The organism is Paenibacillus sp. FSL R5-0490 (assembly GCF_001956215.1).
Lineage (GTDB): Bacteria > Bacillota > Bacilli > Bacillales > Cytobacillaceae > Cytobacillus.
This window is the reverse complement of the sequence record NZ_MRTQ01000008.1, coordinates 1-23,922: the sequence shown is the minus strand read 5'-3', so window position 1 is coordinate 23,922 and position 23,922 is coordinate 1. Positions and strand designations below refer to the sequence as shown.

Annotated in this window: 24 protein-coding genes; 15 read left to right on the top strand and 9 right to left on the bottom strand. The window is 41.2% G+C overall.

Translation table 11 applies throughout. The annotated features are described in order from the left end of the window. The first annotated feature begins 65 nt into the window (after window positions 1-65). The 3 genes from BK139_RS08020 to BK139_RS08010 all read left to right on the top strand — a co-directional run bounded on the left by BK139_RS08020 (window position 66) and on the right by BK139_RS08010 (window position 4,274). Window positions 66-1,259 carry an amidohydrolase gene (locus BK139_RS08020; RefSeq protein WP_076257833.1) on the top strand — a complete coding sequence of 398 codons (1,194 nt, stop codon included), beginning with the start codon at window positions 66-68 and terminating at the stop codon, window positions 1,257-1,259. Next, complete coding sequence (locus BK139_RS08015) at window positions 1,259-2,788, top strand: AbgT family transporter (RefSeq protein WP_076257832.1); 1,530 nt, start codon at window positions 1,259-1,261, stop codon at window positions 2,786-2,788. The genes BK139_RS08020 and BK139_RS08015 overlap by 1 nt, the downstream gene beginning before the upstream one ends. Before the next feature lie 115 nt (window positions 2,789-2,903). Next, window positions 2,904-4,274: an aldehyde dehydrogenase gene (locus BK139_RS08010; protein ID WP_076257831.1), complete on the top strand. Its 1,371-nt coding sequence runs from the start codon at window positions 2,904-2,906 to the stop codon at window positions 4,272-4,274. Window positions 4,275-4,533: 259 nt separating this feature from the next. Here BK139_RS08010 and BK139_RS08005 read toward each other — a convergent pair whose 3' ends face one another. Further along, on the bottom strand, window positions 4,534-4,713 hold the full coding sequence (locus BK139_RS08005; RefSeq protein WP_035329945.1) for a type II toxin-antitoxin system SpoIISB family antitoxin: 180 nt from the start codon (window positions 4,711-4,713) through the stop codon (window positions 4,534-4,536). Continuing rightward, on the bottom strand, window positions 4,694-5,458 hold the full coding sequence (locus tag BK139_RS08000; RefSeq protein ID WP_076257830.1) for a type II toxin-antitoxin system SpoIISA family toxin: 765 nt from the start codon (window positions 5,456-5,458) through the stop codon (window positions 4,694-4,696). The genes BK139_RS08005 and BK139_RS08000 overlap by 20 nt, the downstream gene beginning before the upstream one ends. 118 nt (window positions 5,459-5,576) lie before the next feature. On the opposite strand from BK139_RS08000, the gene BK139_RS23890 reads away from it, so the two are divergent. Further along, window positions 5,577-5,738: a hypothetical protein gene (locus BK139_RS23890; protein WP_175609078.1), complete on the top strand. Its 162-nt coding sequence runs from the start codon at window positions 5,577-5,579 to the stop codon at window positions 5,736-5,738. Window positions 5,739-5,916: 178 nt separating this feature from the next. Beyond that, entirely contained in the window at window positions 5,917-6,621 is a 705-nt protein-coding gene (locus BK139_RS07995) for a CsxC family protein (protein WP_076257829.1), read from the top strand. Window positions 6,622-6,657: 36 nt separating this feature from the next. Here BK139_RS07995 and BK139_RS07990 read toward each other — a convergent pair whose 3' ends face one another. From BK139_RS07990 to BK139_RS07980, 3 genes are all read right to left on the bottom strand, one after another. After that, a complete protein-coding gene (locus tag BK139_RS07990) occupies window positions 6,658-8,673 on the bottom strand; it encodes a hypothetical protein (RefSeq protein WP_076257828.1) in 2,016 nt (671 codons plus the stop codon). A gap of 80 nt (window positions 8,674-8,753) precedes the next feature. Then, on the bottom strand, window positions 8,754-9,530 hold the full coding sequence (locus BK139_RS07985; protein WP_076257827.1) for a CsxC family protein: 777 nt from the start codon (window positions 9,528-9,530) through the stop codon (window positions 8,754-8,756). 223 nt (window positions 9,531-9,753) lie between these two features. Further along, window positions 9,754-10,521, bottom strand: coding sequence for a CsxC family protein (locus BK139_RS07980; protein ID WP_076257826.1), 768 nt, complete (start codon window positions 10,519-10,521; stop codon window positions 9,754-9,756). A 176-nt stretch (window positions 10,522-10,697) separates the two neighbouring features. Here BK139_RS07980 and BK139_RS07975 point away from each other — a divergent pair, with 176 nt between their 5' ends. Next, window positions 10,698-11,885 carry a ParM/StbA family protein gene (locus BK139_RS07975; protein ID WP_076257825.1) on the top strand — a complete coding sequence of 396 codons (1,188 nt, stop codon included), beginning with the start codon at window positions 10,698-10,700 and terminating at the stop codon, window positions 11,883-11,885. Window positions 11,886-11,887: 2 nt separating this feature from the next. Beyond that, window positions 11,888-12,259, top strand: coding sequence for a hypothetical protein (locus BK139_RS07970; RefSeq protein ID WP_083675328.1), 372 nt, complete (start codon window positions 11,888-11,890; stop codon window positions 12,257-12,259). 88 nt (window positions 12,260-12,347) lie between these two features. Here BK139_RS07970 and BK139_RS07965 read toward each other — a convergent pair whose 3' ends face one another. Continuing rightward, window positions 12,348-12,950 (bottom strand): CotY/CotZ family spore coat protein, encoded by a 603-nt coding sequence (locus tag BK139_RS07965; protein WP_076257824.1) that lies wholly within the window; start codon window positions 12,948-12,950, stop codon window positions 12,348-12,350. A 255-nt stretch (window positions 12,951-13,205) separates the two neighbouring features. Between BK139_RS07965 and BK139_RS07960 the strand changes: the two genes are divergently transcribed. Continuing rightward, a complete protein-coding gene (locus BK139_RS07960; protein ID WP_076257823.1) occupies window positions 13,206-14,579 on the top strand; it encodes an N-acetylmuramoyl-L-alanine amidase in 1,374 nt (457 codons plus the stop codon). Window positions 14,580-14,622: 43 nt separating this feature from the next. Here the strand turns inward: BK139_RS07960 and trhA are convergent, their stop codons facing one another. Next, window positions 14,623-15,270 (bottom strand): PAQR family membrane homeostasis protein TrhA, encoded by a 648-nt coding sequence (gene trhA / locus BK139_RS07955; protein ID WP_076257822.1) that lies wholly within the window; start codon window positions 15,268-15,270, stop codon window positions 14,623-14,625. Window positions 15,271-15,414: 144 nt separating this feature from the next. Here trhA and BK139_RS07950 point away from each other — a divergent pair, with 144 nt between their 5' ends. Next, the gene (locus tag BK139_RS07950; protein ID WP_076257821.1) at window positions 15,415-15,969 is read left to right on the top strand and encodes a DUF1836 domain-containing protein; all 555 of its coding nucleotides are present in this window, start codon (window positions 15,415-15,417) and stop codon (window positions 15,967-15,969) included. Beyond that, window positions 15,959-16,129, top strand: a complete 171-nt coding sequence (locus tag BK139_RS23885) for a hypothetical protein (RefSeq protein ID WP_175609077.1) — start codon at window positions 15,959-15,961, stop codon at window positions 16,127-16,129. Before BK139_RS07950 ends, BK139_RS23885 begins: the two co-directional genes overlap by 11 nt. Window positions 16,130-16,550: 421 nt before the next feature. Here BK139_RS23885 and BK139_RS07945 read toward each other — a convergent pair whose 3' ends face one another. After that, complete coding sequence (locus BK139_RS07945) at window positions 16,551-17,381, bottom strand: undecaprenyl-diphosphate phosphatase (protein ID WP_048011828.1); 831 nt, start codon at window positions 17,379-17,381, stop codon at window positions 16,551-16,553. A 347-nt stretch (window positions 17,382-17,728) separates the two neighbouring features. Between BK139_RS07945 and BK139_RS07940 the strand changes: the two genes are divergently transcribed. From BK139_RS07940 to BK139_RS07920, 5 genes are all read left to right on the top strand, one after another. Further along, window positions 17,729-18,787, top strand: a complete 1,059-nt coding sequence (locus tag BK139_RS07940) for a multicopper oxidase domain-containing protein (protein ID WP_076257820.1) — start codon at window positions 17,729-17,731, stop codon at window positions 18,785-18,787. Between the two features lie 121 nt (window positions 18,788-18,908). Next, the gene (locus BK139_RS07935) at window positions 18,909-20,261 is read left to right on the top strand and encodes a right-handed parallel beta-helix repeat-containing protein (protein WP_076257819.1); all 1,353 of its coding nucleotides are present in this window, start codon (window positions 18,909-18,911) and stop codon (window positions 20,259-20,261) included. Continuing rightward, on the top strand, window positions 20,251-20,724 hold the full coding sequence (locus BK139_RS07930) for a nitrous oxide reductase accessory protein NosL (RefSeq protein WP_076257818.1): 474 nt from the start codon (window positions 20,251-20,253) through the stop codon (window positions 20,722-20,724). Before BK139_RS07935 ends, BK139_RS07930 begins: the two co-directional genes overlap by 11 nt. Before the next feature lie 35 nt (window positions 20,725-20,759). Next, window positions 20,760-21,713, top strand: a complete 954-nt coding sequence (locus BK139_RS07925) for an ABC transporter permease (RefSeq protein ID WP_076257817.1) — start codon at window positions 20,760-20,762, stop codon at window positions 21,711-21,713. Between the two features lies 1 nt (window position 21,714). Further along, the gene (locus BK139_RS07920; protein WP_076257816.1) at window positions 21,715-22,413 is read left to right on the top strand and encodes an ABC transporter ATP-binding protein; all 699 of its coding nucleotides are present in this window, start codon (window positions 21,715-21,717) and stop codon (window positions 22,411-22,413) included. Window positions 22,414-22,431: 18 nt separating this feature from the next. Here BK139_RS07920 and BK139_RS07915 read toward each other — a convergent pair whose 3' ends face one another. Then, a complete protein-coding gene (locus BK139_RS07915) occupies window positions 22,432-23,706 on the bottom strand; it encodes a TolB family protein (protein ID WP_076257815.1) in 1,275 nt (424 codons plus the stop codon). Between the last annotated feature and the right edge of the window lie 216 nt (window positions 23,707-23,922).

Sequence of the window (23,922 nt, the reverse complement as noted above, 5' to 3'; positions counted from 1 at the left end):
ATAAATTCTATATTATTAGATTTAACGTATTTGCGTTAATTAGACGTTATATAGGAGTGGAAAAGATGGATGTCAGCAAGATACTAACAAAAGTTGATGAAGTATACAGCGAAGTCATCGAGTGGCGGCGCTATCTTCATGAAAATCCGGAATTATCCTTTCAGGAAGTACATACGGCAAACTATGTTTATAAAAAACTTGAGAGCTTTGGAGGTCTTGATTTATCGAGGCCGACTGAAACAAGTGTGCTTGCGAGATTAAAAGGATCTAAGCCTGGCAGAGTAATTGCACTTCGTGCGGATATGGATGCACTGCCAATTGGGGAAAAAACCGGCTTGCCATTTGCCTCTAAAAATGCCGGTGTCATGCATGCTTGCGGCCATGATGCTCACACCAGCATGCTTCTTGGAGCAGCTAAATTGCTAACAGAAGATAAAGAGAATCTCAGTGGGGAAATCGTATTCATTTTTCAGCATGCTGAGGAACTTCCTCCCGGAGGAGCAAGGGAGTTGGTTGCTGCGGGTGTTATGGAAGGCATCGATCAAGTAGTCGGCCTGCATCTAATGGCCACGATTCCATTCGGTACAATCGGCATAAGAGATGGCGCCATTACCTCTGCCAGTGATATTTTCGAAATTACTGTTCAGGGAAAGGGAGGACATGCATCAACACCGGAACTGACGGTTGACCCGGTAGCAGCAGGAGCCCAAATTGTGTCGGGCTTAAATCACATAGTTGCCCGTTCCGTAGGTCCTCTTGATTCAGCAGTTGTTTCTGTTACCAGATTCCATGGAGGAGAAGCATTTAACGTCATCCCTGATACTGTGGAAATCGGCGGATCAGTCAGAGTGCTTGACAACACAACTCGTGAGCTGGTTAAAAAACGAATCAGCGAAACAGCTGAAGGAATTGCCCGCGCACATGGTGCAGAAGTAAAGGTTGAATATACATATGGCTACAACCCTGTTGTAAATAACGCAGAATTAACGAAAGAGATTACAAATTTACTAGAAACTCAGTTTACGGACCGAAACATTGAATGGATTGACCCCATGCTTGGCGGAGAGGATTTTTCCGCTTTCAGCGAGGTTAGGCCCGGGTGCTATATCATGATTGGGGCAGGGAATGATCAAAAAGGAATTACCTTCCCGCATCACCATCCTAAGTTTGATCTTGATGAAGAGGCAATGAAGGATGGTTTAAAGTTTCATGTGCTATCTGCTCTTACTTTATCTGAAACCAGAAAAGGAGGGGTTTGATGGCACAGACTAGCAGGAAAGATAAAAAGACATTTTTTGACCGGATGCTCGATTCGATTGAATACGCAGGAAATAAGCTTCCTGATCCTATTGTCCTGTTTTTTATCCTATGCGGAATTATCCTTGGCGCATCCTTCATTGCCGGGCTGTTCAAGCTATCCGCAACCCATCCGGTAACAGGTGAGACTGTAGTTGCGAATAACCTCCTGGATGGTGCAGGCCTTGTCGATATTATAACCGGCATGGTAAAAAACTTCAGCGAGTTTCCTCCGCTTGGAATGGTATTAGTGATGATGATTGGAGTAGGACTGGCTGAACAGAGCGGATTTTTTGATGCGCTAATGAAGCGCTCGGTGGTTGCCACACCGAAAAAAATCATTATCCCAAGCATCATTTTAATCGCCATTGTCGGTAATGTTGCTGCAGATGCGACACAGGTAGTATTGCCGCCAATCGCAGCAGCGGTTCTGATGGCCTTTGGTTTCCATCCGATGGTGGGGCTGATCGTTGCTTATGCCTCTACGACCGGCGCATTCTCTGCCAACTTAATGATTGGGATGACTGATACACTGGCGGCCGGCTTTACAGAATCAGGGGCACAAACCGTAAATCCTGATTACAAAGCCAATCCGGCAATGAATTATTACTTTATAGCCGTTTCTACATTTTTCTTACTGGCTGTTTCCACCTGGGTAACGTATAAATTTACTATTCCGCGTTTTGGCAAGTATACGGGTGAAATGGAAACCATGATGACAACTGTCACAAAAGAAGAAAGCCGCGGTCTTAAATGGGCCGGGATTTCTGCAGTTGTTTTCCTTGTTGCTGTATTAGCCATGATCATTCCTGAAAACGGAATTCTGAGAAATCCGGAAACAGGCTCCATCATTGAAGCTTCGCCTTTAATGGATGGGATCGTCCCTTTATTGACAATCTTTTTCCTGCTGCCTGGATTATTCTATGGAATGGGAGCAGGAACAATCAAAACTTCGAAAGACTTTGGAGAAATGACCGGAAAAGCAATGAGCACAATGGGGCCTTACATTGTTCTTGTTTTTGCGTCCGCTCAATTCCTTGCTTATTTCGGAGATTCCAATCTTGGTCCGATTATCGCAATTAAAGGGGCAGATTTCCTTGAATCCATTGGTTTCACAGGAATTCCACTGTTCATCGTGTTTATTTTGTTTGTCAGCTTAATAAACATTTTAATCGGAAGTGCCTCAGCAAAATGGGCCATCCTTGCACCTATTTTCGTTCCGATGTTCATGTTCCTTGATTACCATCCGGCTTTCACACAGGCATTGTACCGGGTAGGAGATTCCATTACGAACCCGATTACCCCAATGTTGCCGTATCTTGTTTTGTTGCTATCTTTTGCGAAAAAGTATGACAAAAACATGGGATTGGGGACGTTGATTTCAGCCCTTTTCCCTTACACCATATTCTTCGGGATTTTCTGGATCCTGCTGATTATCGTCTGGTATCTGCTGGGTATACCAGTGGGACCAGAGGGACCAATTCATTTGTAAGGCTGCCACCCGCGGAAACCCGGGTGTTTTTATATTGAATAACATACCTAATAGTGTATTTACACCCGCCAAAATGATACTATATCCATAAACAAAACCCCATTTGGAGGTATTCATGGAAAATTACGGCGATCTCATCCAAAAACAAAGAAGCTTCTTCACCACAGGTAAAACAAAGGATATCTCATTCAGACTGGAAGCCCTCAGCAAGCTGCGTACAGTCATAAAACAGCATGAGCAGGAATTAATGGATGCGTTAAAGGCTGATCTCAATAAAAGTGAATTCGATGCCTATTTAACCGAAATCGGAATTCTGCTTGAAGAGATCCGCTTTACGATGAAGCACCTGAAAAAATGGGCGAAGCCAAGAAAGGTGAAGTCGTCGCTTGCACAGATCGGTTCAAAAAGCTATATCTATCCGGAGGCATACGGAGTTGCGCTTATCATAGCGCCATGGAATTACCCTTTCCAGCTCGCGATAGCACCGCTGATTGGCGCGATCGCTGCAGGAAACTGCGCAATCCTGAAACCATCAGAATTAACACCGCAAACTTCAGCATTGCTGTCAAAGCTGATCTGCAGCCATTTTCCTGAAGAGTATATATCAGTTGTTGAAGGTGATGCAGAAACAAGCACAGCTCTTTTAAATGAAAAGCTTGACTATATTTTCTTCACAGGCAGTGTCCCTGTTGGAAAAATCATTATGGAAGCCGCTTCGAAAAATCTTACACCGGTTACGCTGGAACTTGGCGGTAAGAGTCCTTGCATCGTACATGAAGATGCCAACCTGAAGCTTGCCGCGAAGAGAATTGCCTGGGGAAAGTATATTAATGCCGGCCAGACATGTGTAGCTCCTGATTATCTTTATGTTCACAGCAGAGTAAAAGAAGAATTTCTTAAAGAACTAAAGCAGGCCATACAGGAGCTTTATGGAGAAAATCCGATTGCATCCGGCCAATTTACGCGAATCGTCAGTGAAAAACACTTCAGCCGACTCGCTAAATTTTTATCCAATGGAACTCCTATTCACGGAGGCAGGCATGACTTAAGCGCTCTAAGCATCGAACCGACTGTTCTCGGCAATATTTCCTGGAATGATGAGGTTATGCAGGATGAAATATTCGGACCGATTCTCCCCGTGCTTGAATATGACGACTTGTCCAAAATGATTGGAGAAGTTACAGCACGACCGAAACCTTTGGCCCTATATATCTTTACAGAAAGTGAACGTGTCCAAAGCCAGATTCTAAGCAGCATTTCCTTTGGAGGGGGATGCATTAATGATACTGTTTATCATTTGAGCTCACCATATCTTCCTTTCGGAGGGGTAGGGGAGAGCGGGATTGGCGCTTATCACGGAAAGGGCAGCTTTGATGTCTTTTCACATGAAAAAAGCATACTGAAGCAAACCACCAGATTTGATCTGCCATTCCGGTATCCGACGACAAAGGATGCTTTAAAAAAGGTGAAATTTTTTATAAAATAACCGTCATATTTGCAAAGGGGTTCTAAGCATTGTTTTTCGGAGGCTTGAGATCCTTATTTAAATTCTGTATGGCGGCTTCGGTTTTTTTTGAAAGATTTTTGGTGTATGGGGAAACCGAGAAGGTGGGGAAGTTTACATTTTTGACTTTCTTGGTCAGTTTTTTCAATGAAATCAGCCCTTTTTAAATATAGTATATGTCCCCGCTCCACGAACATGAATATGGCGCGGAAGAAATTTCCTTCCACGCCATATAGTATGCTCAAGTCTTCGTTTTGGTATAAACGCTTATTAATCTTTTATTCTCTTTTAATATTCTTTCGGTGTGAGGGCTGACTTCAAAGCCCGGCAGGCTGATCCGGGATTTTTTCTTCAGGGTTTTCATGGTGCTGCTGGAATTTATCTGCGGTAAATTCTTTTTCTTATCCGCTGGTTCCTTCATGGTCTTCGTCCTCCTGTTCGGCAGGGAGCATTAGATCGTATATTGATATAAGTGAAGTGAATAGCAAATAGTCGAATTCGGTTACAAATTGGCCGGAGGTCACTTTAATGACATAATCTTCTTCGAAAATGGAAAAAGGAATTAGCGCCAGTTTTTCTTCCGCATCATAATAAACTTCCCTGCGGTCGAGCCGGCTATAAATCAAGGCTTTATCGGTGTAGTGCTCAAGCAGGTGGTCTTTCTCTTCCTGAGTTGTATATTTGCATAATGATGCCTTCATATCAATTTTTTCCGCAAAGTCAGCCAAAAGCTTTTCAATTCCGGCAAGATATGCTTCTTCATTTCCATAATAAATGTCAATCGGTTCATTTTTCAATAAATATTGAAACGATTTCAGCTTATTCATATGTGAATTTAACAGGTCGCTGTTTTCTTCTAGTAAATCTCTTGTGTCAGTTGCCAGTTCATTATTTCCGACTCTTTTCAAATATGATCCAAGAAAAACAAAAGCATCAACAAGGGCAAATATAATCGCGACAATCAGGTAATTCTGCCAGTGGTCAAAAATGGATTCAGGCTCATTTGTCCAATAGATTACCGCACCAAGCACATAAAGGATATACCAGGTTTTACGAATGACGGACATTTTTTCTTTCACTTTCTTTTCCCAAAGCCAGACAGAAATAACATAAAACCCAAGACAAGCGACTATGATCCACACAGCAATCTTAAAGAATATCAGCACAAAAAATCGCCTCGTCTGCCATAAAATGAATTTCTGTTAGAATATTTGCATAATTTTAATTCCATTATACCAGAAATTATGCCATAAATTTGAAAATAATTGCGGAGGAAGTAAAAATATGAAGAAATACCTAACCATAACGGCAGCAGTTCTTGTAGTTCTGACAATCATCAATCACTACAATTTAAAGCAGGTGATTGAATTGTGTGAAGAATCAAATAAGCATGCACATGCAGACAGAGATCTATTTGCCGTTAATTGGAGTGTAAGCTGTAAATAGGTAGGCATTAATACAGTTTTGTAATTTTCATAAAAAATGATATAAATGCCATCCTCAACTTGTCCACTCCTTGTTGTGACTAGCTGCATATAAAATAGTAAGCCATAGAAAACAAGCTTTTTTATGTTGGAAAGCATCTGATTTCTTTGGCTAAAAACAACAAGTAGGAGTGTAGAATATGAAGAAAAACCATTCGTATGGCTGTGGAAGCAGCGACAAATGTCCTCCATTACCGAAGTGTGACACGGCTAAATCCCATACGCATTTTTGTGATGTTGGGACTCCGGAAAATACAGGCGGAGTAGAACAGACAATAATCCTTGGAGATGTTCCAATTCAGACATTAACTGAAGCAGATATCTATCTTCCATCCTATGCAACAGAAATTAAACAAATCCGAAAGAATGTATACCTGACACAATGTAAAGCTGTGCCAGTTATTCCAGAAGGTTTCCCTGAAACACCTCCAACATCTGTAAAGCTTTATGTAGAAGGATATATTCACAAAAACATTCAATATGTTGATGATTGTGAAGGCTATGTAAAAGATTATAGTGTCAACGTTCCATTTAAGTGCTACTCCCTGGTGAACACCCTTCCTGAAATTGATTGGGAATTCAGCAATAAGAACAGCAATTCCAACGAAATCAGAGAGCTTGCAAAAAATGGCATGGGTGCAGACAGATGCAGCTTTGGCTCCTTCACATTTGAGTTCTTGAATGAGCCAATCAAGTGTAAACTTCTAAATGCTTCCGTTACTCAAATGGATATTCTGAGCGATTTTGATAAATGGGGCAGATTTGACAAGATTACTGAAAAAGCAGAAGTTAATTTGCTTGTAAGATTAACTCAGCGTCAATTGGCAAACGGATTAGACGACTAATAAGGATTAAGAGGGTATCTTCATGTGATACCCTCTTTATATTTGTATGATTTGCTCCTGAAAGAAATCCAGAGACAGCAAGGCTTTCCCCATGATTTCCAGCCCGGGATGATCTTCTGCATCCCCATGCCAGAGAACACGAATACTCTTCAATTTACAGGTGATTTCCTCTGTGAATTCCTGGAAATATTCGTAATGATGATCCAGTCTGTTTTCGTGAATAAACATAAACTCCTTATTATTAGATGAAGCTGGCATCTGGGGAGGGGAAATCCACTCCAGCTCTATGGTTTTATCTATAGAAACGGGCATCCTTATATTTTGCAGCTTTTTATGAGTTACAAAAAGGATGTCTGCCATAAGGGTTCCTTTAATGAAAATTGTTTTTGAAGGCAAAATGGCAGAGCATTGCAAGGAGTCCACTGACCATTCCATTTTTGAAATGTGACCATTCCTAATAGGCAACGGCAAGAAATCGAATAGTGTAAAGTCCAGGTCCGCTTTTCCTATTAAGACAGGAAGCTTGACTTGAAGCTCATTCCGGAAACAATCGCAGCAGCATGGTGAAGGCTCTTCTTCATTCAGTAGACTGCTGCTTGAGGAGGATTCCTCCAGCATATCAAAAAGGTCATCACTTAACTCCGCTGAAGCTTCACTTTCGTCAGAGACAGGATTCACTCTCTCTTCAGTTTCGCTGATGGACTCTTCTTCCTCGTGTTCCGATGCTTCGCTTAAAATAACACCCTGCAGCATAGCTGAGAAGTATTCAAGCAATGAAGAAACTTCCTTATATGTGGCTTCTTCAGACTGGGCTGCCGATTCAGATTCTTTACAATCACTTTCCATAAATAATTCTTCCTTCAAAAAATCAGCACAGCTATTACTTTGATCAGAAGATTCATCCAGCAGTGCCAGGAATTTTTCCTGAAGCGGGGGAGTGTCTTCACACTCCTTATCCAGAATGCTGCAGGCTTTTTTCAGCAGTAGTGAGAATTCGCCTTCATAGCTGGATGACTCTTCGTCTTGATTAGCTTGCCAATTCTCTTCAAAGTCACATTCATTCTGTTCCTTCAAAATAGGATGCTCTCTTTCAGATGAAGATTCTTCGCACTCCAAATGACTACCAGCGTCATGGTCAGAAGATTCTCTCTTGTCATAGCCTGATTCTAAAATCAGTGCAAATGCTTCATCCTGTCTGGGCTGTATATAATCAGATTCAATCTCGCTTGAAGAAGACTCGTCAAGCATATCGGCAAACTCATCTTCCAATGACATGGCAGACTCAGGTTGCTTATTAGCTGCTTTAGGTATGCTGTTATTCAATTCTGTTTCTTCATTTGTTTCGTTCATCACGCCTCCATCCAGCATGCTAAGAAATTCCTTTGTCAAATCAGTTTCTTCCGGATCCTTAACAGAAGCATTGTATTCTTGCATTTCCGCTTTTTCCTCAAATACTCTGGTTTCATGATTGCCTGCTGGGCCGGGAAATTTTTCGTCTGGCATAAATTCGTTCTGGTTTGCTTCTGCATCCGCCCGGGATGAATCTTTTTCATCAGACCCGCCAGGTAAATGGCTCTTCATGAATGCAGGCTGGTTTGAGTATTTACTGGGTAAAGAAGGGGACCAGCTCAGCATTGGAGTAAAGGGCGTCAGCATGTCATTCAGCTGCTTTGGAAGTCTAAATTTTTTAGGCTTTGTCATTTCAGTTTTACCTTTAAGAGGTACACTTTCCTTCTCCGTAATATCCTTTTCAGCTGCTTTTTCAGACAGTGCACTGGTTTTGATAATTTGGTTCGATTCTACAGACGGAGGCGGTAAAATAAGCGGAAACGACTTTGTTTTCCCGCGGGTAAAAGAGTTCCCAGCTGCCTTTTGATCTTTTTTAGATTCCTCTTCATTTACAGCTTCAGCTGGTTTTTGGCTTTTTGAATCGTTTCCTGTATAAAAGAAAAACTGCTGCTGTTCCATTGGATTTCCAGTATCTGCATCGATCCGATAAATCCGGTTATAGGCACTTCTCATATCACTCATATACATAGGAAGGTGCTGCAATTGCAGAGCATCCCCACCGGTCCCCTCCTTACGTCAAATAGTAAAAGCTCATCAATCAATGGAAAAGAGAATGCTGAGATCTATTCACAATCGAAGCAGTCATCGTGATCATTGGTGGTTGAAGAAACACGGATTTGCTGTTTTTGCAGTACTTTAATGACCAAATCTACAACCATTTTTTCCTCTACCTTGGTAAATACTCCTTCTCCGATCGGCGAGCGGTTTGGCAGAGGACGGCGGTCAATCGCTTCATCCCATTCAATTATTCTGCTTGAAACCAGTTCACAGAATGGCAATTCATTATAATGCTGCACACTTTTCTGATGAAATTGAGAAAGATCACTCGATTGTAACTCATCCTTCTCGGGGTATCCCCTCGGTACAGGCTTTGATACGAGGAAATCAAATTCCTGGCGGTGATTCATTTCGGGCATTACCGGACAGGTAAGAAATTTATTAATTTCGGTCACACATTGGAACGGAACATCAACTGTATAGGAATGAATATCAGATGCTACGGTTTTGTCTGTATGCATTTCGATGTCAGGACAGGGGCTGGCATACTGAATATTTTTGCGGACAAAGCCTTTAATAAATAGCTGATCAGCAGGCAATAAAAGGCGGCATTGTGTTAACTTTACTGTTTTCTTGATATCCTTAATTTCCAGTACAGGTTCCGGAAAAGTAATTAGGGCATTAACATTCACTTTTAGACATAGCTCAGCCAGAACGACAGGGACCTTTGCCGTAACTTTTCCAATATTCACATGAGGATGATGAGTGGTGCTTTCACAATCACAGTTCTGAGCAGAAATCTGGCATTCCGCTTTATCTCGATCTTTATGTTCTTCAGACATTTGGGCTCCTCCTGAAATCATGATAATCACATCCTATGCATGATAATCGTCTATGTTTGGGCGATTACCTATGTAGAACCAGATAACTGCAAAAACGAAAAATGGGTTTGGAAAATTTTGTGGGTGAATGTCATTTTAAGGGCTTTTGAATATGATGCTAGTAAACAAACATAAAAAAGCAATACCTGTCCCCGAAAAGGAACAGGTATTGCCAGTCGTTGTATTAAAGTGCTGTTACTCTGACTTGCTGGTTTTGAAGAACTTTCACAGTAAACTGCAGGAACATTTTTTCAGAGATCGTTTCGAATGTTCCTTCCTGCCAGTTGGCACTGTTGTGGAATGGCTTGCGGTCAAGAGCTTCATCCCATTCTGTAATCCTGCTTGAGATCAGCTCGCAATATGGCATTTGATTGTAAAACTGGCTGCTGTCCTGATGGAACTGGGAAAGATCGCTGGAAAGGAAGTGATCTTTTTCAGGATAGCCATGTCCAAGGTCCTGCTGTCTGAAGAAATCAAATTCTGCACGTGCATTCTGGAAAGGAAGCTGAGGAGTTCTATCAAAATCATCTTCTGCAATTTCGACGACACATTCAAAAGGCACATCAGTTGTCAGTGACCGCATCTCTGAGTTCACACAAACCCCTGAATTGTAGCAAGGTGAAGCATATTGAATATTTTTTCGTACATATCCTTTGATGAATAAATGATAGGAACCTTCCACAAAAGGATCCGTTCCTGCTGCAACACCTGGAAGAAGAAGCTTGCACTGGACAATTTGAACTCTCTTTTTAATATCTTTTATTTCCAGGACTGGCTCCGGAAACTTGATTTTTGCTGCAAGGTTTGTCCTAATATTCAAAACAGCAAGTTCAACAGGTACTCTAATGACCGCATCACCTTCGTCTGCAATAGGAGTGGATCCACGGGAATAAGCACACTCTCCCACATTAGCAGACACATTAATATCTACGCATTTGTTATCTTTTTTCAATGTTGTTCCTCCTTAATAAATTTACTTCAAGATATACTATGCAAATCCTTATTTGAATGCATTGGACAAACATGGAAATTTAAAGGGTTGATGCAATGGCGGATAAAATGTGAAAGGGTACGGGCACAATTGGACTTCTATCACGCATAAGATTCAAAAGGAGGAGTGAGGAGAATATGGAAAGACACAATTTTCTTGCTGTTGATATCGGAAACAGCTGGTATAAGGCGTTAGCTTCTGAAAATGGAATTTTATCAGAATATCAGATTCCAAATGCTATTGCTTTATTTGATGCGGAATTTTACGAAAAGCCATATGATGACGATGATATAGTGTTTGAAGAGAATTTAATAGTGGAGGTAAAGAGTCAGGCCGTAGTTGATCGAAGAGAAATATTCTATATCGGCAAGGGAGCGGCTAAACAGCGGGACGTAAGCCTGACTGCATTCAATAACCAGAAAGTTGATGAAGACAGAACCTATTTACTGCTATTTGGCCTTGCAGGCTATCATGCTGCTCTTCAGCATCCCGAAGAAACAGAAATCACCTATTCTATTGATCAATTAGCTGTATCTCTTCCAACAACACAGTATAAAGAGAGAAAAACCCGCCTTAAAGACAAATTGGCTGGAACACACACGATCATTTTTCATAAAGTTCCCGGAATATCTGAGCCAAAGGAGTTAACTGTTAAAGTCAGCATCCATGATGTAATTGTCGGTGCTGAAGGTGCGTGTGCCTATTTGGGATTAACCAGAGATCAGGAAACCTTGGGCATCAAGGATGAAGAGCTTGTTAAAGAATCACAAAAAGGAATCATTATTGGCGACCTTGGAGGAGACTCAGTCGACTTTGTGGGAATAAAAAATAATAAGCCTGTCGCATCTGTAGAGGGGGAGCCTTTCGGGATCAACCAGTTTCTGGATCACATCATTCAAAGGGTGAGTAAAAAGGAAATGTACCGGTTTGATTCCCGTGCCGAACTGGAGGAGAAATTGGCAGAAGGACCTTCAGGATGGTATGTCGAGCCTTTTGCCGGGGTCAGGAAGGATATAAGCAAATACATTTTGCCGCAGTTAAAGTCGATGGCAATCAAATACCTGGAGCATTTTGATCGGGTAAGGAGCAGTTCTTCAGAGATTAAAGGGGCTGTCCGATATATCGCTGTAGGAGGAGCAGCCAAACTCGCCCAAAAGCAAATACAGGAAGCTGCCGCAAAATGGTCGGATAGAGGAAGGCCAATCGAATTAACTTTTCCTGAAAACATGGAAAAATTAAATGTTTTTGGTCTTATGATTCTGGCAAAAATGAATCAGCTTAAAAGGGAAAAAGAAAGTAATCATTCCATTTCAAACAGAGGTTAAGGATGATGGAAAAGTTGAGAACATATACCGACTATGCAAATAAAACTGCCTTAACACTCCCCGATCATTTTATTGATGTTAAAACCGGCAATTCAATAAGAGTCTCACAGAAGATTCAGGAACAAGTCGACTATCATTCCAATAACAATACGCTGGTCCATTTAGTTTTATCCGCTTTAAACAGCTATCTCCATCCTAAAAATATGAACAGCGACATCATCCTTGCAGAAATTAATGAAATTAAGAAAATGATGCAATCAGGCTATGCTCCAGTCCAGACGCCAGCATATAAAGAAATGACATTTCAAGGCTCGAAACAGGATGAGGTCGATTTAAAAGATGTAGAGGATGTACTTGAAGCATTTGGAGGATAATACTCTAAGAAACCAAAAAAGGTGCACCATGCCACAAGGGTGTACCTTTTTTGGTTGGCTGCTTAAATTAGGATGAGGAATGAAACTTTTATAAGCGGACGGCAGGAAGACAGGTTACAGCACAAAAACAGGAAAGATCCACATTTATGCAAATGCCTGTAGGAATGAGATCTTCTACGTTTTCACAGTCGATTTGGCTGCAAGGGGAACAGAAATCTTTTGTATGCGATTTAAATGGATCTTTAGAGGATTTACATTGCTTGAACGTCAACAGTTCCAATACAGCGCATTTGCCATCAAATTCTTTTATTCTAAAAATGAATGATGTGATACAAGCAAATTTCTTTTCCTTAGAATGATTAGTGAACGTGGTAACGCCTGTGGCTTTGAATGGTTCACAATTCCCGCAGTATAAAAGGAAAGGAATTGTATTCTTTTTTGGCTTTTTATGTCCCCCCATAAGGTCATCAATGGATTCCCGGCAGGAACTCCTGCAGTCATCATCCATACCCGCTTTTTTCTGCGCTCTGAAAATGGCTTCCAAAACCTCTTCAACACAATGTTCATAAAAATTTCTTCGGTGTTTCCCCTCGTCCCATTCCGGTTTTATATGACAATCACAGTCATAATCATGCTCATGGCAAAAATCATGCCTTTCAAAGTCTTTATTTTTTTTCCCGCACAAACCCATGATTTTTCACTCCCCGAAAAATTAGTTCCACCATTAGCATACGGCTGCACGAAAGATTTTGAATGAGAATGCCGCCTATAAAAAGATAATTTTTTGTGATTCCTATTATGGGCAGCAGAAACGCATGGTCATGTGTACAAGCCATCTCTGCATGTAAACATAAAATATTACTGGCAAGTACTTGCTGTGTTAAATTGACTTATAATGACAGAAAAGCTTCAGGCCTTTGAAATACCATATTAAGGAGTGAATACAATGAAGCTTTATTTAGACCCTGGACATGGAGGGACGGACCCGGGCGCTCAGGGAAACGGTATAAGAGAAAAGGACATTGCGCTTGATATCGCAAAAAATATAAAAAACATCTTAGTTGCAGGTTATCAGAATGCAGAAGTAAAAATGAGCCGTGAAAATGATGCGACTAAAAGTCTGAACCAAAGAACCTCTGAAGCCAATAGCTGGGGCGCTGACTTTTACCTGTCCATTCACTGCAATGCAGCAAATGGTGCAGCGAGGGGATATGAAGATTTCATTCATAACAGCTTAAGAAACTCTTCGCAGACCGGCCTTATTCAGAATAGTATTCATGCTGAAGTCATTAAGCTGAATAATCTTATTGATAGAGGGAAGAAGAAGGCAGACTTTCATGTGCTGCGTGAATCTGCCATGCCTGCCATGTTAACAGAAAATGGGTTTATAGATAATTCAGCTGATGCCGCTTTAATGAAAGATCCGCTGTGGAGACAAAGAGTGGCACAGGGACATGTTAATGGGATTGTAAGGGCCTTTAATCTTAAAGCAAAAACAGCTGTTCCGCCAAAGCCTCCAAAGCCAGTCGATCCCAGTAACCTGTACAGAGTGATTGCCGGGTCATTTACAAATAGAAAAAATGCTGAGGACAGGGGCTCTCTTCTAAAAAACAAGGGCATTGAATCGGTTATAGCCATTGCTAAAATATCAGGCACAGTCTGGTACCGTGTACAGGCCGGGGCTTTCAGTACAAAGGAAAATGCAGAAAAGCAGCTGGAAACAGTAAAAAAAGCAGGCATAACGGATGCCTATATACAATCAGACGCTCCATCGGCAGTTCCTTCTGAACCCAGAGGGTATTCCATTCTTGGCGCAACTCATTTGTCCGCTGAGCATATGAATCAATATGCAAAACAGATAAACCCGAATGCCCCCAATTTAGGTTCATTCTATTCAGCTTTTGGAGAATATTACGGAATCAGAGGGGATGCAGCTTTTGCACAGGCCATGCATGAAACCAACTTTCTGCGATTTACCGGTGATGTTAAAGCTGGCCAAAATAACTTTGCAGGCATTGGCGCAACAGGGAATGGAGCGAAAGGAGCAAGCTTTTCCACACAAGAGGAAGGCGTTTTGGCACATTTACAGCATTTATATGCCTACGCTTCGACACAGCCCCTGCCTACCAAATACACGATGGTGGATCCGCGTTTCAGTCTGGTGAAAAGAGGCTCTGCAAAGCTATGGAAGGAATTGAACGGAAAATGGGCAGTACCCGGTACTAATTATGCTGAATCCATCATGAACATCTACAAAAATATGGTCACATTTTCCAATGAAAAACTGGAAGCTGTTTTGAAGGATATAGAAGGCAGCTAATCAAAAAAAGCGGACTGAACAGTGTCCGCTTTTTTACTATCTATTAAATCACATACATAAACACACAAAGAAAATGAGCCATGCTTCCCATCATAATGAAAATATGAAAAATCTCATGAAAACCCATATGATCGAACTCAAGGAATTTTGGTTTAACAGCATAAATCACTCCGCCGATCGTGTAAAGGATGCCTCCAAGTAAAAGAAGCAGAACCCCTGCTGAGCTTAATGATTCAGAAAGAGGTGAGAAAGCGAAAACGATAATCCATCCCATGGCAATGTATAACGCTGTTGAAAGCCAGCGAGGACAGTTAAACCAAATCATTTTAAACAGAATGCCTGACAAAGCAACAGCTGTAACAATTCCAAATAGAACCCAGCCGGTCACACCATTTAAAGTAATGAGGCAAAAAGGTGTATACGAACCTGCAATCAATACATAAATCATAGAATGATCAAGCTTTCTTAAAAAGGCAATGACTTTATCCTTGGCGATGACCATATGGTAGGTAGCTGATGCTGAATACAGAAGCATCAAACTGATTCCAAAAATAGCAACAGCCGTAATGGCAATTGGTGAAGAGGTTGTCAGCGAGGCTTTGATCACCATAGCAAGCAATCCGGCAAAGGATAAAATGGCTCCTGCTAAATGGGTTAGTCCGTTGATGGGCTCCCGGATGTACGAATTCATACTATCTCCTCCTAATGTTCTTATATGTAGTTTCTATAACTACTTATTATAATATATACAAAACAGCATCTAGTCAATATTTACAATCTGCGTATTTTTAAGTAGAATTTACATAACGACAAATGAGAGGTTTGAGGGATTGTTATGGAACTGGAGAAACTCATAGCGGATAACCAAATTCAATTGGAAGATATACCGCAAATAGATTTATATATGGATCAGGTAATCCAGCTTTTTGAAAATACTTTTGGCAGCACGACGAGAAATGAAGAAGAAAAAGTGCTGACTAAGACAATGATAAATAACTATGCAAAAGGGAAGTTGTTTTTTCCGATTAAAAATAAAAAATATTCAAAGGAGCACCTTATATTAATTGCTTTTATCTATCAGCTAAAAGGGGCTCTATCCATAAACGACATTAAGAGCCTGCTAAATGACGTCAACTCGGGGACGGCTGAAGGAAAGTTGGATTTGGACCATTTTTATCAGCTTTACCTTGATTTGGCGAAACTGAATGCCGATGCATTTATGAACGATCTGGAAAGTCAGGCGGGCAGGGCGGCAGAACTAAACGAAGGGCAGCCGGCACAGCTCGAAAAAGTCCTGCTCGCAGCTTCACTGGTTCACATGAGCAATTTGTACCGCAAAGCAGCTGAGCGCATTGTGGATGAAGTAAAGGAGACAGGCGATGAGAAATAGAAAAGCGGGTACCTTCCTTAGAAAAAAAGAAAAACGAAAACCAGGATGGCTGCGCGAAATCTCGGACGAGATCCTCGATTCAATTGCTGTAGAATTCTTTATTCGGATCATACTGTGGATACCGCGGTTAATTATCAGCTTTCTTAAAAATGTGTTTTGATAATGGGATTGTTGGAATGGGCGTTGATAGGGGACATCCAGCCCGATGTGTTTGAACCTGGAGCAGCTTCGGACACAAAAAGAGTAAATCAGGGAGTCTGAGTCAAAACATGAAACAACTTCAGACTCAAAAAGGGAAAATCCAAGTGTCTGAGTCCGAACCTGAGGCAACTTCGGACACAAAAAGGGAAAATCCAGGTGTCTTAGTCCGAACCTGAGGTAACTTCGGACACAAAAAGCAATAATCATGGAGTCTGAGTCAGAACATGAAACAACTTCAGACACAAACAGCCACAATCCCGAAATCTGAGTCCGAACCACCTTCCCATAATACAAATCCTCACCATAAACAAATCCCCGCATCGGAAATCAGCAGGCTCCAAACATACAAAAACCCGGGCTGCCACAGCCCGGGTTCATTTTTATAGAAATACGAAATAGATAACCCCCGCCAGAACAATCCTGTAAATGGCAAAAGGTATCAGTTTAATCTTGCCGATAATCTTCAAGAAGAAGCGGATCGAAACTAATGCAAAAATAAATGCACTGATGAATCCTGCAATAAAGAACGGAAGCGCCTCGACTGAAAAGTATTCAAGATTCTTTATTAATGAAAGAAAACTTGCACCCGCCATGATCGGCACTGCCATGATAAAAGTAAAATCAGCTGCAGCGCGGTGTGACAGGCCAAGCAGCACGCCGCCGGAAATGGTGGAACCTGAACGCGAGAATCCAGGCCATAGGGAGAAACACTGTATCAATCCAATAGATAAAGCCTGTTTATAGGTGATTTGATCAACAGAAACTGTCTTCGGGTTTTTGCCTCCAAAAATATCAGCAAAAATCATTAGAAAAGCACCAATAACTAAACCAATCAGTACCGTCTCAGTTGAAAACAGGTGTTCATCAATATAATCCTCAAATAAAACGCCAAGAATCCCTGCTGGAATTAACCCGACAATGACTTGAGATAATTTCAGGCGGCTTTGTTTTTCTTCAGAGCTTTTACCCCGCCCACCTAGACCAAGCATTTCAATGAATCGGTCTCTAAAAATGATCACAACCGCTAAAATGGAACCGAGCTGAATAACGACTTTAAAGGTATTGGCTTCATATTTAGACAAAAACTCTTTTGTATTTAGCCACATATCATCCACAATAATCATATGTCCTGTCGATGACACTGGGGCAAACTCTGTCATTCCTTCAACAAACCCCAATATAATTGCTTTCAAAATCATAATAAAATCCATAACTGTTACATTCTCCTTTTAATCTGATGCAAACAACTCCATTTAATGATTATAAACCATTTGAGATAGATAGGAACACTATTTTACAAAGTAATATAGTTGTAAACTGTCTATTAATTCAGCGGAAAATGTACTAAAAGTGATTTGTAGCACTGGTCAATACCAGGCAGAAATCTCCGTTCAAAGTCTTAGAAATCTAATAGGATCTCAGTAAAAAATAGTTCGATCACTAATTCACAAACTCTTCACAGAATTACATAGTCTTGTGAGAAAAATCACCAATTTCAGAGCTGATTTCCCATATGATAAAAGCAGATAAACCAATCGATTATAAGGAGGAAATCAAAATGAAAAAAGGAGTAAAATATCTGCTTACTTCCGCAATTGGCATAGGCTTGCTAACGGGATGCAGTCAGGGGGCAGCACCGGAAAATTCCCTTCAGCCTGAGGAAAAAGTCCTTGCAGCAGAAACCCAGCCTGAAGCAATCGCTCCGCACAAAGATTTAAATCAGGAGCCTATACCATTGAAGATTGAAAGAGTCGGGGCGAATGAAGTGAATGTCGAAATGACTTCCCAAATTACAGATATTGAAATCGACAAAGGTAAATTCTATAAAGCGTGGACATTTAACGGGGAAGCTCCGGGACCGGTAGTAGTTGTCAATGAAGGGGACACAATTAATTTCACTTTAAAAAACATGGATCCGGCTATACCGCACAGCATGGACTTCCACGCTGTACACGCAGCTCCGTCAAAAGACTTCTCGAACGTCAAGCCTGATGAAACGGGAACATTCAGTTACCCTGCCAATAAACCGGGGGTGTTTATGTATCACTGCGGAACTTCACCGGTATTATCACATATCGCAAACGGAATGCACGGAACGATCATTGTAAAGCCAAAAGCCGGCTATCCGACTGATAAAGAGATTGATAGAGAATACACAATTATTCAAAACGAATGGTATAAATACAACGACCTTGATGATTTTACAAATGGTGTTCCGAGTCATGTGGTTTTCTCAACAAAAGCGCTAAAAGAGGGAGACCCTAATACAAATGGCGATACGTTCACACTTAAGGACAATCCGCTTCTCGCTAAAGTAGGGGATAAAGTGAGGATCTATGTAAACAATGTGGGGCCAAATGAAGTAAGCTCTTTCCATGTGGTTGGTACGGTGTTTGATGATGTATACATTGACGGCAACCCTTTTAACCATTACAAAGGTCTCCAGACGGTCATGCTCCCGGCGAGCGGCGGAGCTGTTGTGGAATTTACCGTTACGAAGGAAGGCAGCTACCCAATCGTGACGCATCAATTTAACCACGCACAAAAAGGAGCCGTCGCCATTCTAAAGGTAACAGAGACCGGTGAAGACGACGGCAAGGCTACAATGAGCCATTAAATATAAATAAAAACTCAACTTAAACTAAATTATACAAGAAAAAAATAAAAAATGAAATCACTTTTTCCGGCTGTCTGCTAAAGATAGCCGGATAGTGAAGTATCGGGCAGGTGATCGCTGAATGTATAAAAAAATCGGATGGTTTGTATTATTTTTCAGTATGATCCTGGCCGGAAAAGCTTCCGCTCAGGAATTCTCTGCAGCCTCATCAAAAGAGCTGAGAGAAGCCTTGTCGGATCCGAGTGTATCAGTCATTAAATTACATTCTGAAAAATATGAAGGCAATTTTTCAATAGAGAGAAAAGTTCATATTATCGGGGATAAAGGAACAAGAATTATAGGATCTGAAAATGGCCATGTGCTGACAATCTCAGCTGATGATGTCATAGTGGAAAACTTGGAAGTGGAAGGCAGCGGATCACAGAATGCCGGAATCTATGTGACAGGAGACCGTGCCTATCTTCACCATATAGCGCTGAGGAATGTTTTTCACGGCATATATGCAAGGAATTCATATGGACACCGGTTTGAAAATAATATCATTACAAGCTTCCAGAGTAAGGACCGTCACAAGGGCTTTGGCATCTATTTGGTTGAATCTCCAAATACTGCGGTTAGAAATAATTACTTCTACCACACGCAGGACGGTGTTTATGTGTCCTATTCTGATTTTTGCGAAGTTATGGGAAACAGCATGTCCAAAGCACGCTATGGCGTGCACACAATGGATTCCCGAAATGTATTAATTGCAGATAATAGGGTGACCGAAAGCGTTAATGGGCTCATGATCATGCAAAGCAATGAAGTATTTATTCTTGAGAACTATTTTTATAAGAATACTGAAAATGAGGGTGCCGGGATTTTTATGTATGACACATTTGATTCCAAAATTGCTTCCAATATTGTGAGGGGCAATTACAGGGGTATGATTCTTGAAAACGCACAGCGGAACCGACTTGAATTTAATCAGGTTCAGGAGAATGATACCGGGCTGGAAATGGGGAAGAACTCAAATAATAACACCATTTATTTAAATAACTTCTCGGGGAATACAAGGCAAATCATTTCCGAAAAAGATAACAGGAATCTATTCAGTAAGGATACTTATGGCAACTATTTTGATGATCATCCTTTATTGAATTTGGATCATGACCATAAAGTGGACTTTGCCTACAAAAGCGGTGATGTTTTTTATCAAATGGCAGATAAAGAACCTTTACTGCAGATCTTTTATCAAAGTCCGGCCGTAGAATTGTGGAATATGATTGAACAATACACTCCGATTCCATCTGATGCTTTTATCATAGATGAGTCACCGCTTGCTGAAGCTGCGCCTGTAAAACAGAAAGAACTCAAATCAGAAAAAAGGAATGCCTCTCCAAGCCGTGATTCTTCTTTAATCCTGTTCTTTTTCCTTATCGCTTTAACAAGTTTGCTTATCTTGAATTATGGGAGGAAGCACCATGAAATTTAGACCTGTACTCCTAATGGCTGTTCTCGCAATATTGCTGAGTGCCTGTTCTTCAGCAGCATCCGAACCGGCTGAAATTAAACTGAATCAGGATAACTGTGCTAACTGTAACATGGGAATTGCTGATTTGGAATCATCAGCACAGCTTATTTTAAAAAGCGGTGAGCCTGTATTGTTCGATGATATTGGGTGTATGACACACTATTTACAGACAGAGAAGCCTGAATATGAGGCAGCCTTTGTTCATGATTATCTCAGCAGGGAATGGATATTGTTTGATGCTGCTGCATTTATACAGCACAGCGATATTGATAGCCCCATGAGCTATGGAATAGCAGCTTTTGAATCATTGAAAAAAGCCGAGGAATACCGGAAAAAGCACGGTGGAACTGTGTACTCTATAGATGAGCTTCTGGAAGCTGATATGAAGAGCTTTAAAGGAGACGGAAAGAATCACAGCCATTAACGAGATAAATACCCTCAGCACGAGGAGGAATCAATATGAATCCCGGACTTTTGTATTCTATGACAAAACATGAACTTCGGCTGCTGTTAAGAAGCAGATGGCTTTTTAATTTTATGATTCTATTTTTCTTTCTGGCAGTTCTCCTTTATTTGTATGGCCTTCAGTCTGTAAAATCCGATCCCGCTGAAGTAACGTATGGGCTGGAGGGTGTTAATGACAATATTGAGACAATGGGTGTGAACCCGGAATATTACGGCCTTAAAGAAATAAAGGCGGAAGAGGGCAATGCAGCGGGATTCAGCCAGTCTGCCTACAACCGTTCGATTGCCATGCTGATCAATCTATCTCTTTGGATGATTCCGGTGATCTGCATGATTCTTGGAGGGAGTTCCATTATTGCCGATAAAGAAAATGGGAGATTATCCTTATACAGAACTTATCGGGCATCTTCAGGATATTATCTGATCAGTAAATTCCTGGCTTTAGTTCTCTCGTTATTCTTTGCAGCAGGTATTTCGTATGGGTTATTCGGCTTAATTTTCTCTTTGGCTGGAAGCTCTTTTGCAGCCCATATCTATCAGGTTTTTCTGCTGGTGAACATGTTTTTAATCCTTGTATTCTCAGCGGCATCCTTACTGATTGGAGCCCTTTCCAAAACAAGGATGCAGGGATTGTCCGCAGCCATTATATTATGGATTCTAATGGTGTTTGTATACGAATTTATCATCTTTTCTGTCATCGGGTGGGTTCCATATGCATTCAAGCAAAACAGCCTGTTCTTGTTTATCCTTCTGAACCCGGTTGAATCCGTCCGCGTATGGTCGATCTCTAAACTGAATTCTGAATATGTATTCGGTCCTGAATATTTAATAATTGAAAAGTGGGGCGCAAATGGCTCTTTAACTCTTGCCCTTACAATATCCATTACCCTCATAATTCTAATTACCATTCTATCTTCAGCCCGGCTTTTAACGAAAAGAGGTGTATAAGATGATAATGGAATTGAAGGAGTTATCCAAAGCATATAAAAACAAGACAGCATTAGCACCGCTGAATCTCCACCTTGATCAGGGGGAATGTATCGTATTGTGCGGGGGGAATGGAGCGGGAAAAAGTACGATGATTAAAATGCTTACAGGTGTTGAAAGTCCCACTACTGGAAGTGTTATGTTCCATTCGAAACAGCGGAAGCCATTTGCTTACATGCCTGACCAAATGATGTTCCCAGCAGAGCTTACACCCTATGAAATCCTTGATTATTATGCTCGATTTTTAAACAAAGACAAGGAAACGATCAAATTAGTTTTAGAAAAAACAGGCTTATGGAGGGAACGGAACCAGAAAGCTGGAGGATTTTCAAAAGGGATGAGTCAGCGGCTTAATCTGGCTCAGTGTCTGCTCGCCGATACGGACATCTATATCCTTGATGAACCGACAGACGGATTAGATCCCTATTGGGTTATTCAGCTGAAAAAGATAATAAAGGAGTTGAAAGAGAAGAATAAAACGATCATTATCAGCAGCCACATTATGAGGGACGCCATAGAAATCGCCGACAAACTGATTATCTTATTTAACGGGAAAATAAAATTTCACGGAACACTTGATCAAGCTTACAAAGAATACAAATGTTCCTCATTAGAGGAGGTATTCCTTTCTATACACAAAAAGGAACACCAATCGGACTAAAACAAAGAGCGATTCCATTTAGGAACCGCTTTTTTGACATCTGTTTTCATAAAATGAATATTGTTCAACATCCTTTGCCCATACCTTCGCATTTTTCCCACTAAGCTCAGCAGCCCATATGTCTCCTTTTTGCCCGGCAAGCTTTTTTCTGACCCAAGTTAATTTGCCGGCCGTCTTTAAATAAAGAGGGTTATAATCTCCAATTGAATTTTTGGGATAGGTGATTCTCGTCTGCTGGGTCATGTTGAGCTGAATCAGACATAGTGTTGGTTCGGGCCGCCTTTGCGGATCGTTTGACCATTCACTTTCATCCACGCGTGAAGCTACGAGCCTTTCATTATCCACCCACGTAAAGCCCATTTCCGCAAATTTAGCAGGGGTAAGGTTCAAGGTTTTAAAAGCTGGCAATTCAGCCACCTTCAATTTTTTGTTTTTGAAGCCCATGACAATTCTGCCCCCGCCAGCAATGTAGCCCAATAAATTCCTGCCCGGCGCCCACTTAGGAACGTCCAGATGAAGGATCATCTCATCAATAACTTCAAAATTCTTCCCATCAGGAGAAATAACACAAACCATATCACTGTCCATGGCCAGGGATGCAGTTGGACTCACTATGAAAGAAATCCATTTCCCGTCTGGTGAGAATTCCAATGTGGTAGCGTTTATAGACATAATGGATGCCTTGCCGTTGCCTATTTTCTTAGGTATAGTAAAGATCGGTTTCACATGCTGAGTCAAATTCATATCCTCAAGCTGTTCCGGCAGCTGAACCTTATATAAAATGGGACTGGTCCAGCCGTCCGGCTTTAAGACGGCGCTTGAAGATAAAATAAATCCTTTTCCGTCAGGATACCAATTATAATCATCTACTCCTAAAGCGATATTATAGAATTGATTCATATCCGATATGTTTAAGACTCCGTTGCTGGTGAAAGCAATCCTATAATCGGAAGGTGCCCATTTGGCATTCCCGCCGCCTTGAAAAATCCTTTTATGCTTCTTTGACTTTACATTGAATACCCATATCTCTGTGCTGTTTCCCATATCAGGCGAATGGGGTTCCTGCGATTTCTTTTCATATAGGAGCCATTGGCCATCATAGGACCACTTAGGCGTATTTGTGAAATTTCCAGGTTCAGCAGTAATCTGTTCCTCAGCCGCTCCTATCTTGATCCACAAATAGCCATTTCGTATAAAAGCTGCCTGCAAATGATCTTCTGCCGTATCTCCCCATGCATCTGACGGGATAATAAGCAGTAAGCAGCAAAAGCAGCTTGCGCATATCCTTCTCATCTTCCTTCAAGTTATTTAATCATGCTTATTATGGACAAAGAGAGTTATTTTATCGCAGTCTAACGGGCAATAAGACCCCCACTTCAAGACTTAGTTGAATCAAAGAAGGATAAGTGGGGGTCAACTGCCCGTAAGGCCCGATTGGTGAGATACAGTGAAACTTGCCGACGCGCAGGCAGAGGCTTAGTTGAACCAATCGGGTTCGTAGTGTCGATT

Excerpts from the sequence above, each read along its gene's own strand:
- BK139_RS07915 (WP_076257815.1), bottom strand. The coding sequence starts at position 23,706 with ATGAGAAGGATATGCGCAAGCTGCTTTTGCTGCTTACTGCTTATTATC.
- trhA (WP_076257822.1), bottom strand. The coding sequence starts at position 15,270 with ATGAATTCGTACATCCGGGAGCCCATCAACGGACTAACCCATTTAGCA.
- BK139_RS23885 (WP_175609077.1), top strand. The coding sequence starts at position 15,959 with ATGAGAAATAGAAAAGCGGGTACCTTCCTTAGAAAAAAAGAAAAACGA.
- BK139_RS07970 (WP_083675328.1), top strand. The coding sequence starts at position 11,888 with ATGATGGAAAAGTTGAGAACATATACCGACTATGCAAATAAAACTGCC.
- BK139_RS07940 (WP_076257820.1), top strand. The coding sequence starts at position 17,729 with ATGAAAAAAGGAGTAAAATATCTGCTTACTTCCGCAATTGGCATAGGC.
- BK139_RS07995 (WP_076257829.1), top strand. The coding sequence starts at position 5,917 with ATGAAGAAAAACCATTCGTATGGCTGTGGAAGCAGCGACAAATGTCCT.
- BK139_RS07950 (WP_076257821.1), top strand. The coding sequence starts at position 15,415 with ATGGAACTGGAGAAACTCATAGCGGATAACCAAATTCAATTGGAAGAT.
- BK139_RS08020 (WP_076257833.1), top strand. The coding sequence starts at position 66 with ATGGATGTCAGCAAGATACTAACAAAAGTTGATGAAGTATACAGCGAA.
- BK139_RS07945 (WP_048011828.1), bottom strand. The coding sequence starts at position 17,381 with ATGGATTTTATTATGATTTTGAAAGCAATTATATTGGGGTTTGTTGAA.
- BK139_RS07960 (WP_076257823.1), top strand. The coding sequence starts at position 13,206 with ATGAAGCTTTATTTAGACCCTGGACATGGAGGGACGGACCCGGGCGCT.
- BK139_RS08010 (WP_076257831.1), top strand. The coding sequence starts at position 2,904 with ATGGAAAATTACGGCGATCTCATCCAAAAACAAAGAAGCTTCTTCACC.
- BK139_RS07985 (WP_076257827.1), bottom strand. The coding sequence starts at position 9,530 with ATGTCTGAAGAACATAAAGATCGAGATAAAGCGGAATGCCAGATTTCT.
- BK139_RS07930 (WP_076257818.1), top strand. The coding sequence starts at position 20,251 with ATGAAATTTAGACCTGTACTCCTAATGGCTGTTCTCGCAATATTGCTG.
- BK139_RS08015 (WP_076257832.1), top strand. The coding sequence starts at position 1,259 with ATGGCACAGACTAGCAGGAAAGATAAAAAGACATTTTTTGACCGGATG.
- BK139_RS07975 (WP_076257825.1), top strand. The coding sequence starts at position 10,698 with ATGGAAAGACACAATTTTCTTGCTGTTGATATCGGAAACAGCTGGTAT.
- BK139_RS23890 (WP_175609078.1), top strand. The coding sequence starts at position 5,577 with ATGAAGAAATACCTAACCATAACGGCAGCAGTTCTTGTAGTTCTGACA.
- BK139_RS07925 (WP_076257817.1), top strand. The coding sequence starts at position 20,760 with ATGAATCCCGGACTTTTGTATTCTATGACAAAACATGAACTTCGGCTG.
- BK139_RS08005 (WP_035329945.1), bottom strand. The coding sequence starts at position 4,713 with ATGAAGGAACCAGCGGATAAGAAAAAGAATTTACCGCAGATAAATTCC.
- BK139_RS07935 (WP_076257819.1), top strand. The coding sequence starts at position 18,909 with ATGTATAAAAAAATCGGATGGTTTGTATTATTTTTCAGTATGATCCTG.
- BK139_RS07965 (WP_076257824.1), bottom strand. The coding sequence starts at position 12,950 with ATGGGTTTGTGCGGGAAAAAAAATAAAGACTTTGAAAGGCATGATTTT.
- BK139_RS07920 (WP_076257816.1), top strand. The coding sequence starts at position 21,715 with ATGATAATGGAATTGAAGGAGTTATCCAAAGCATATAAAAACAAGACA.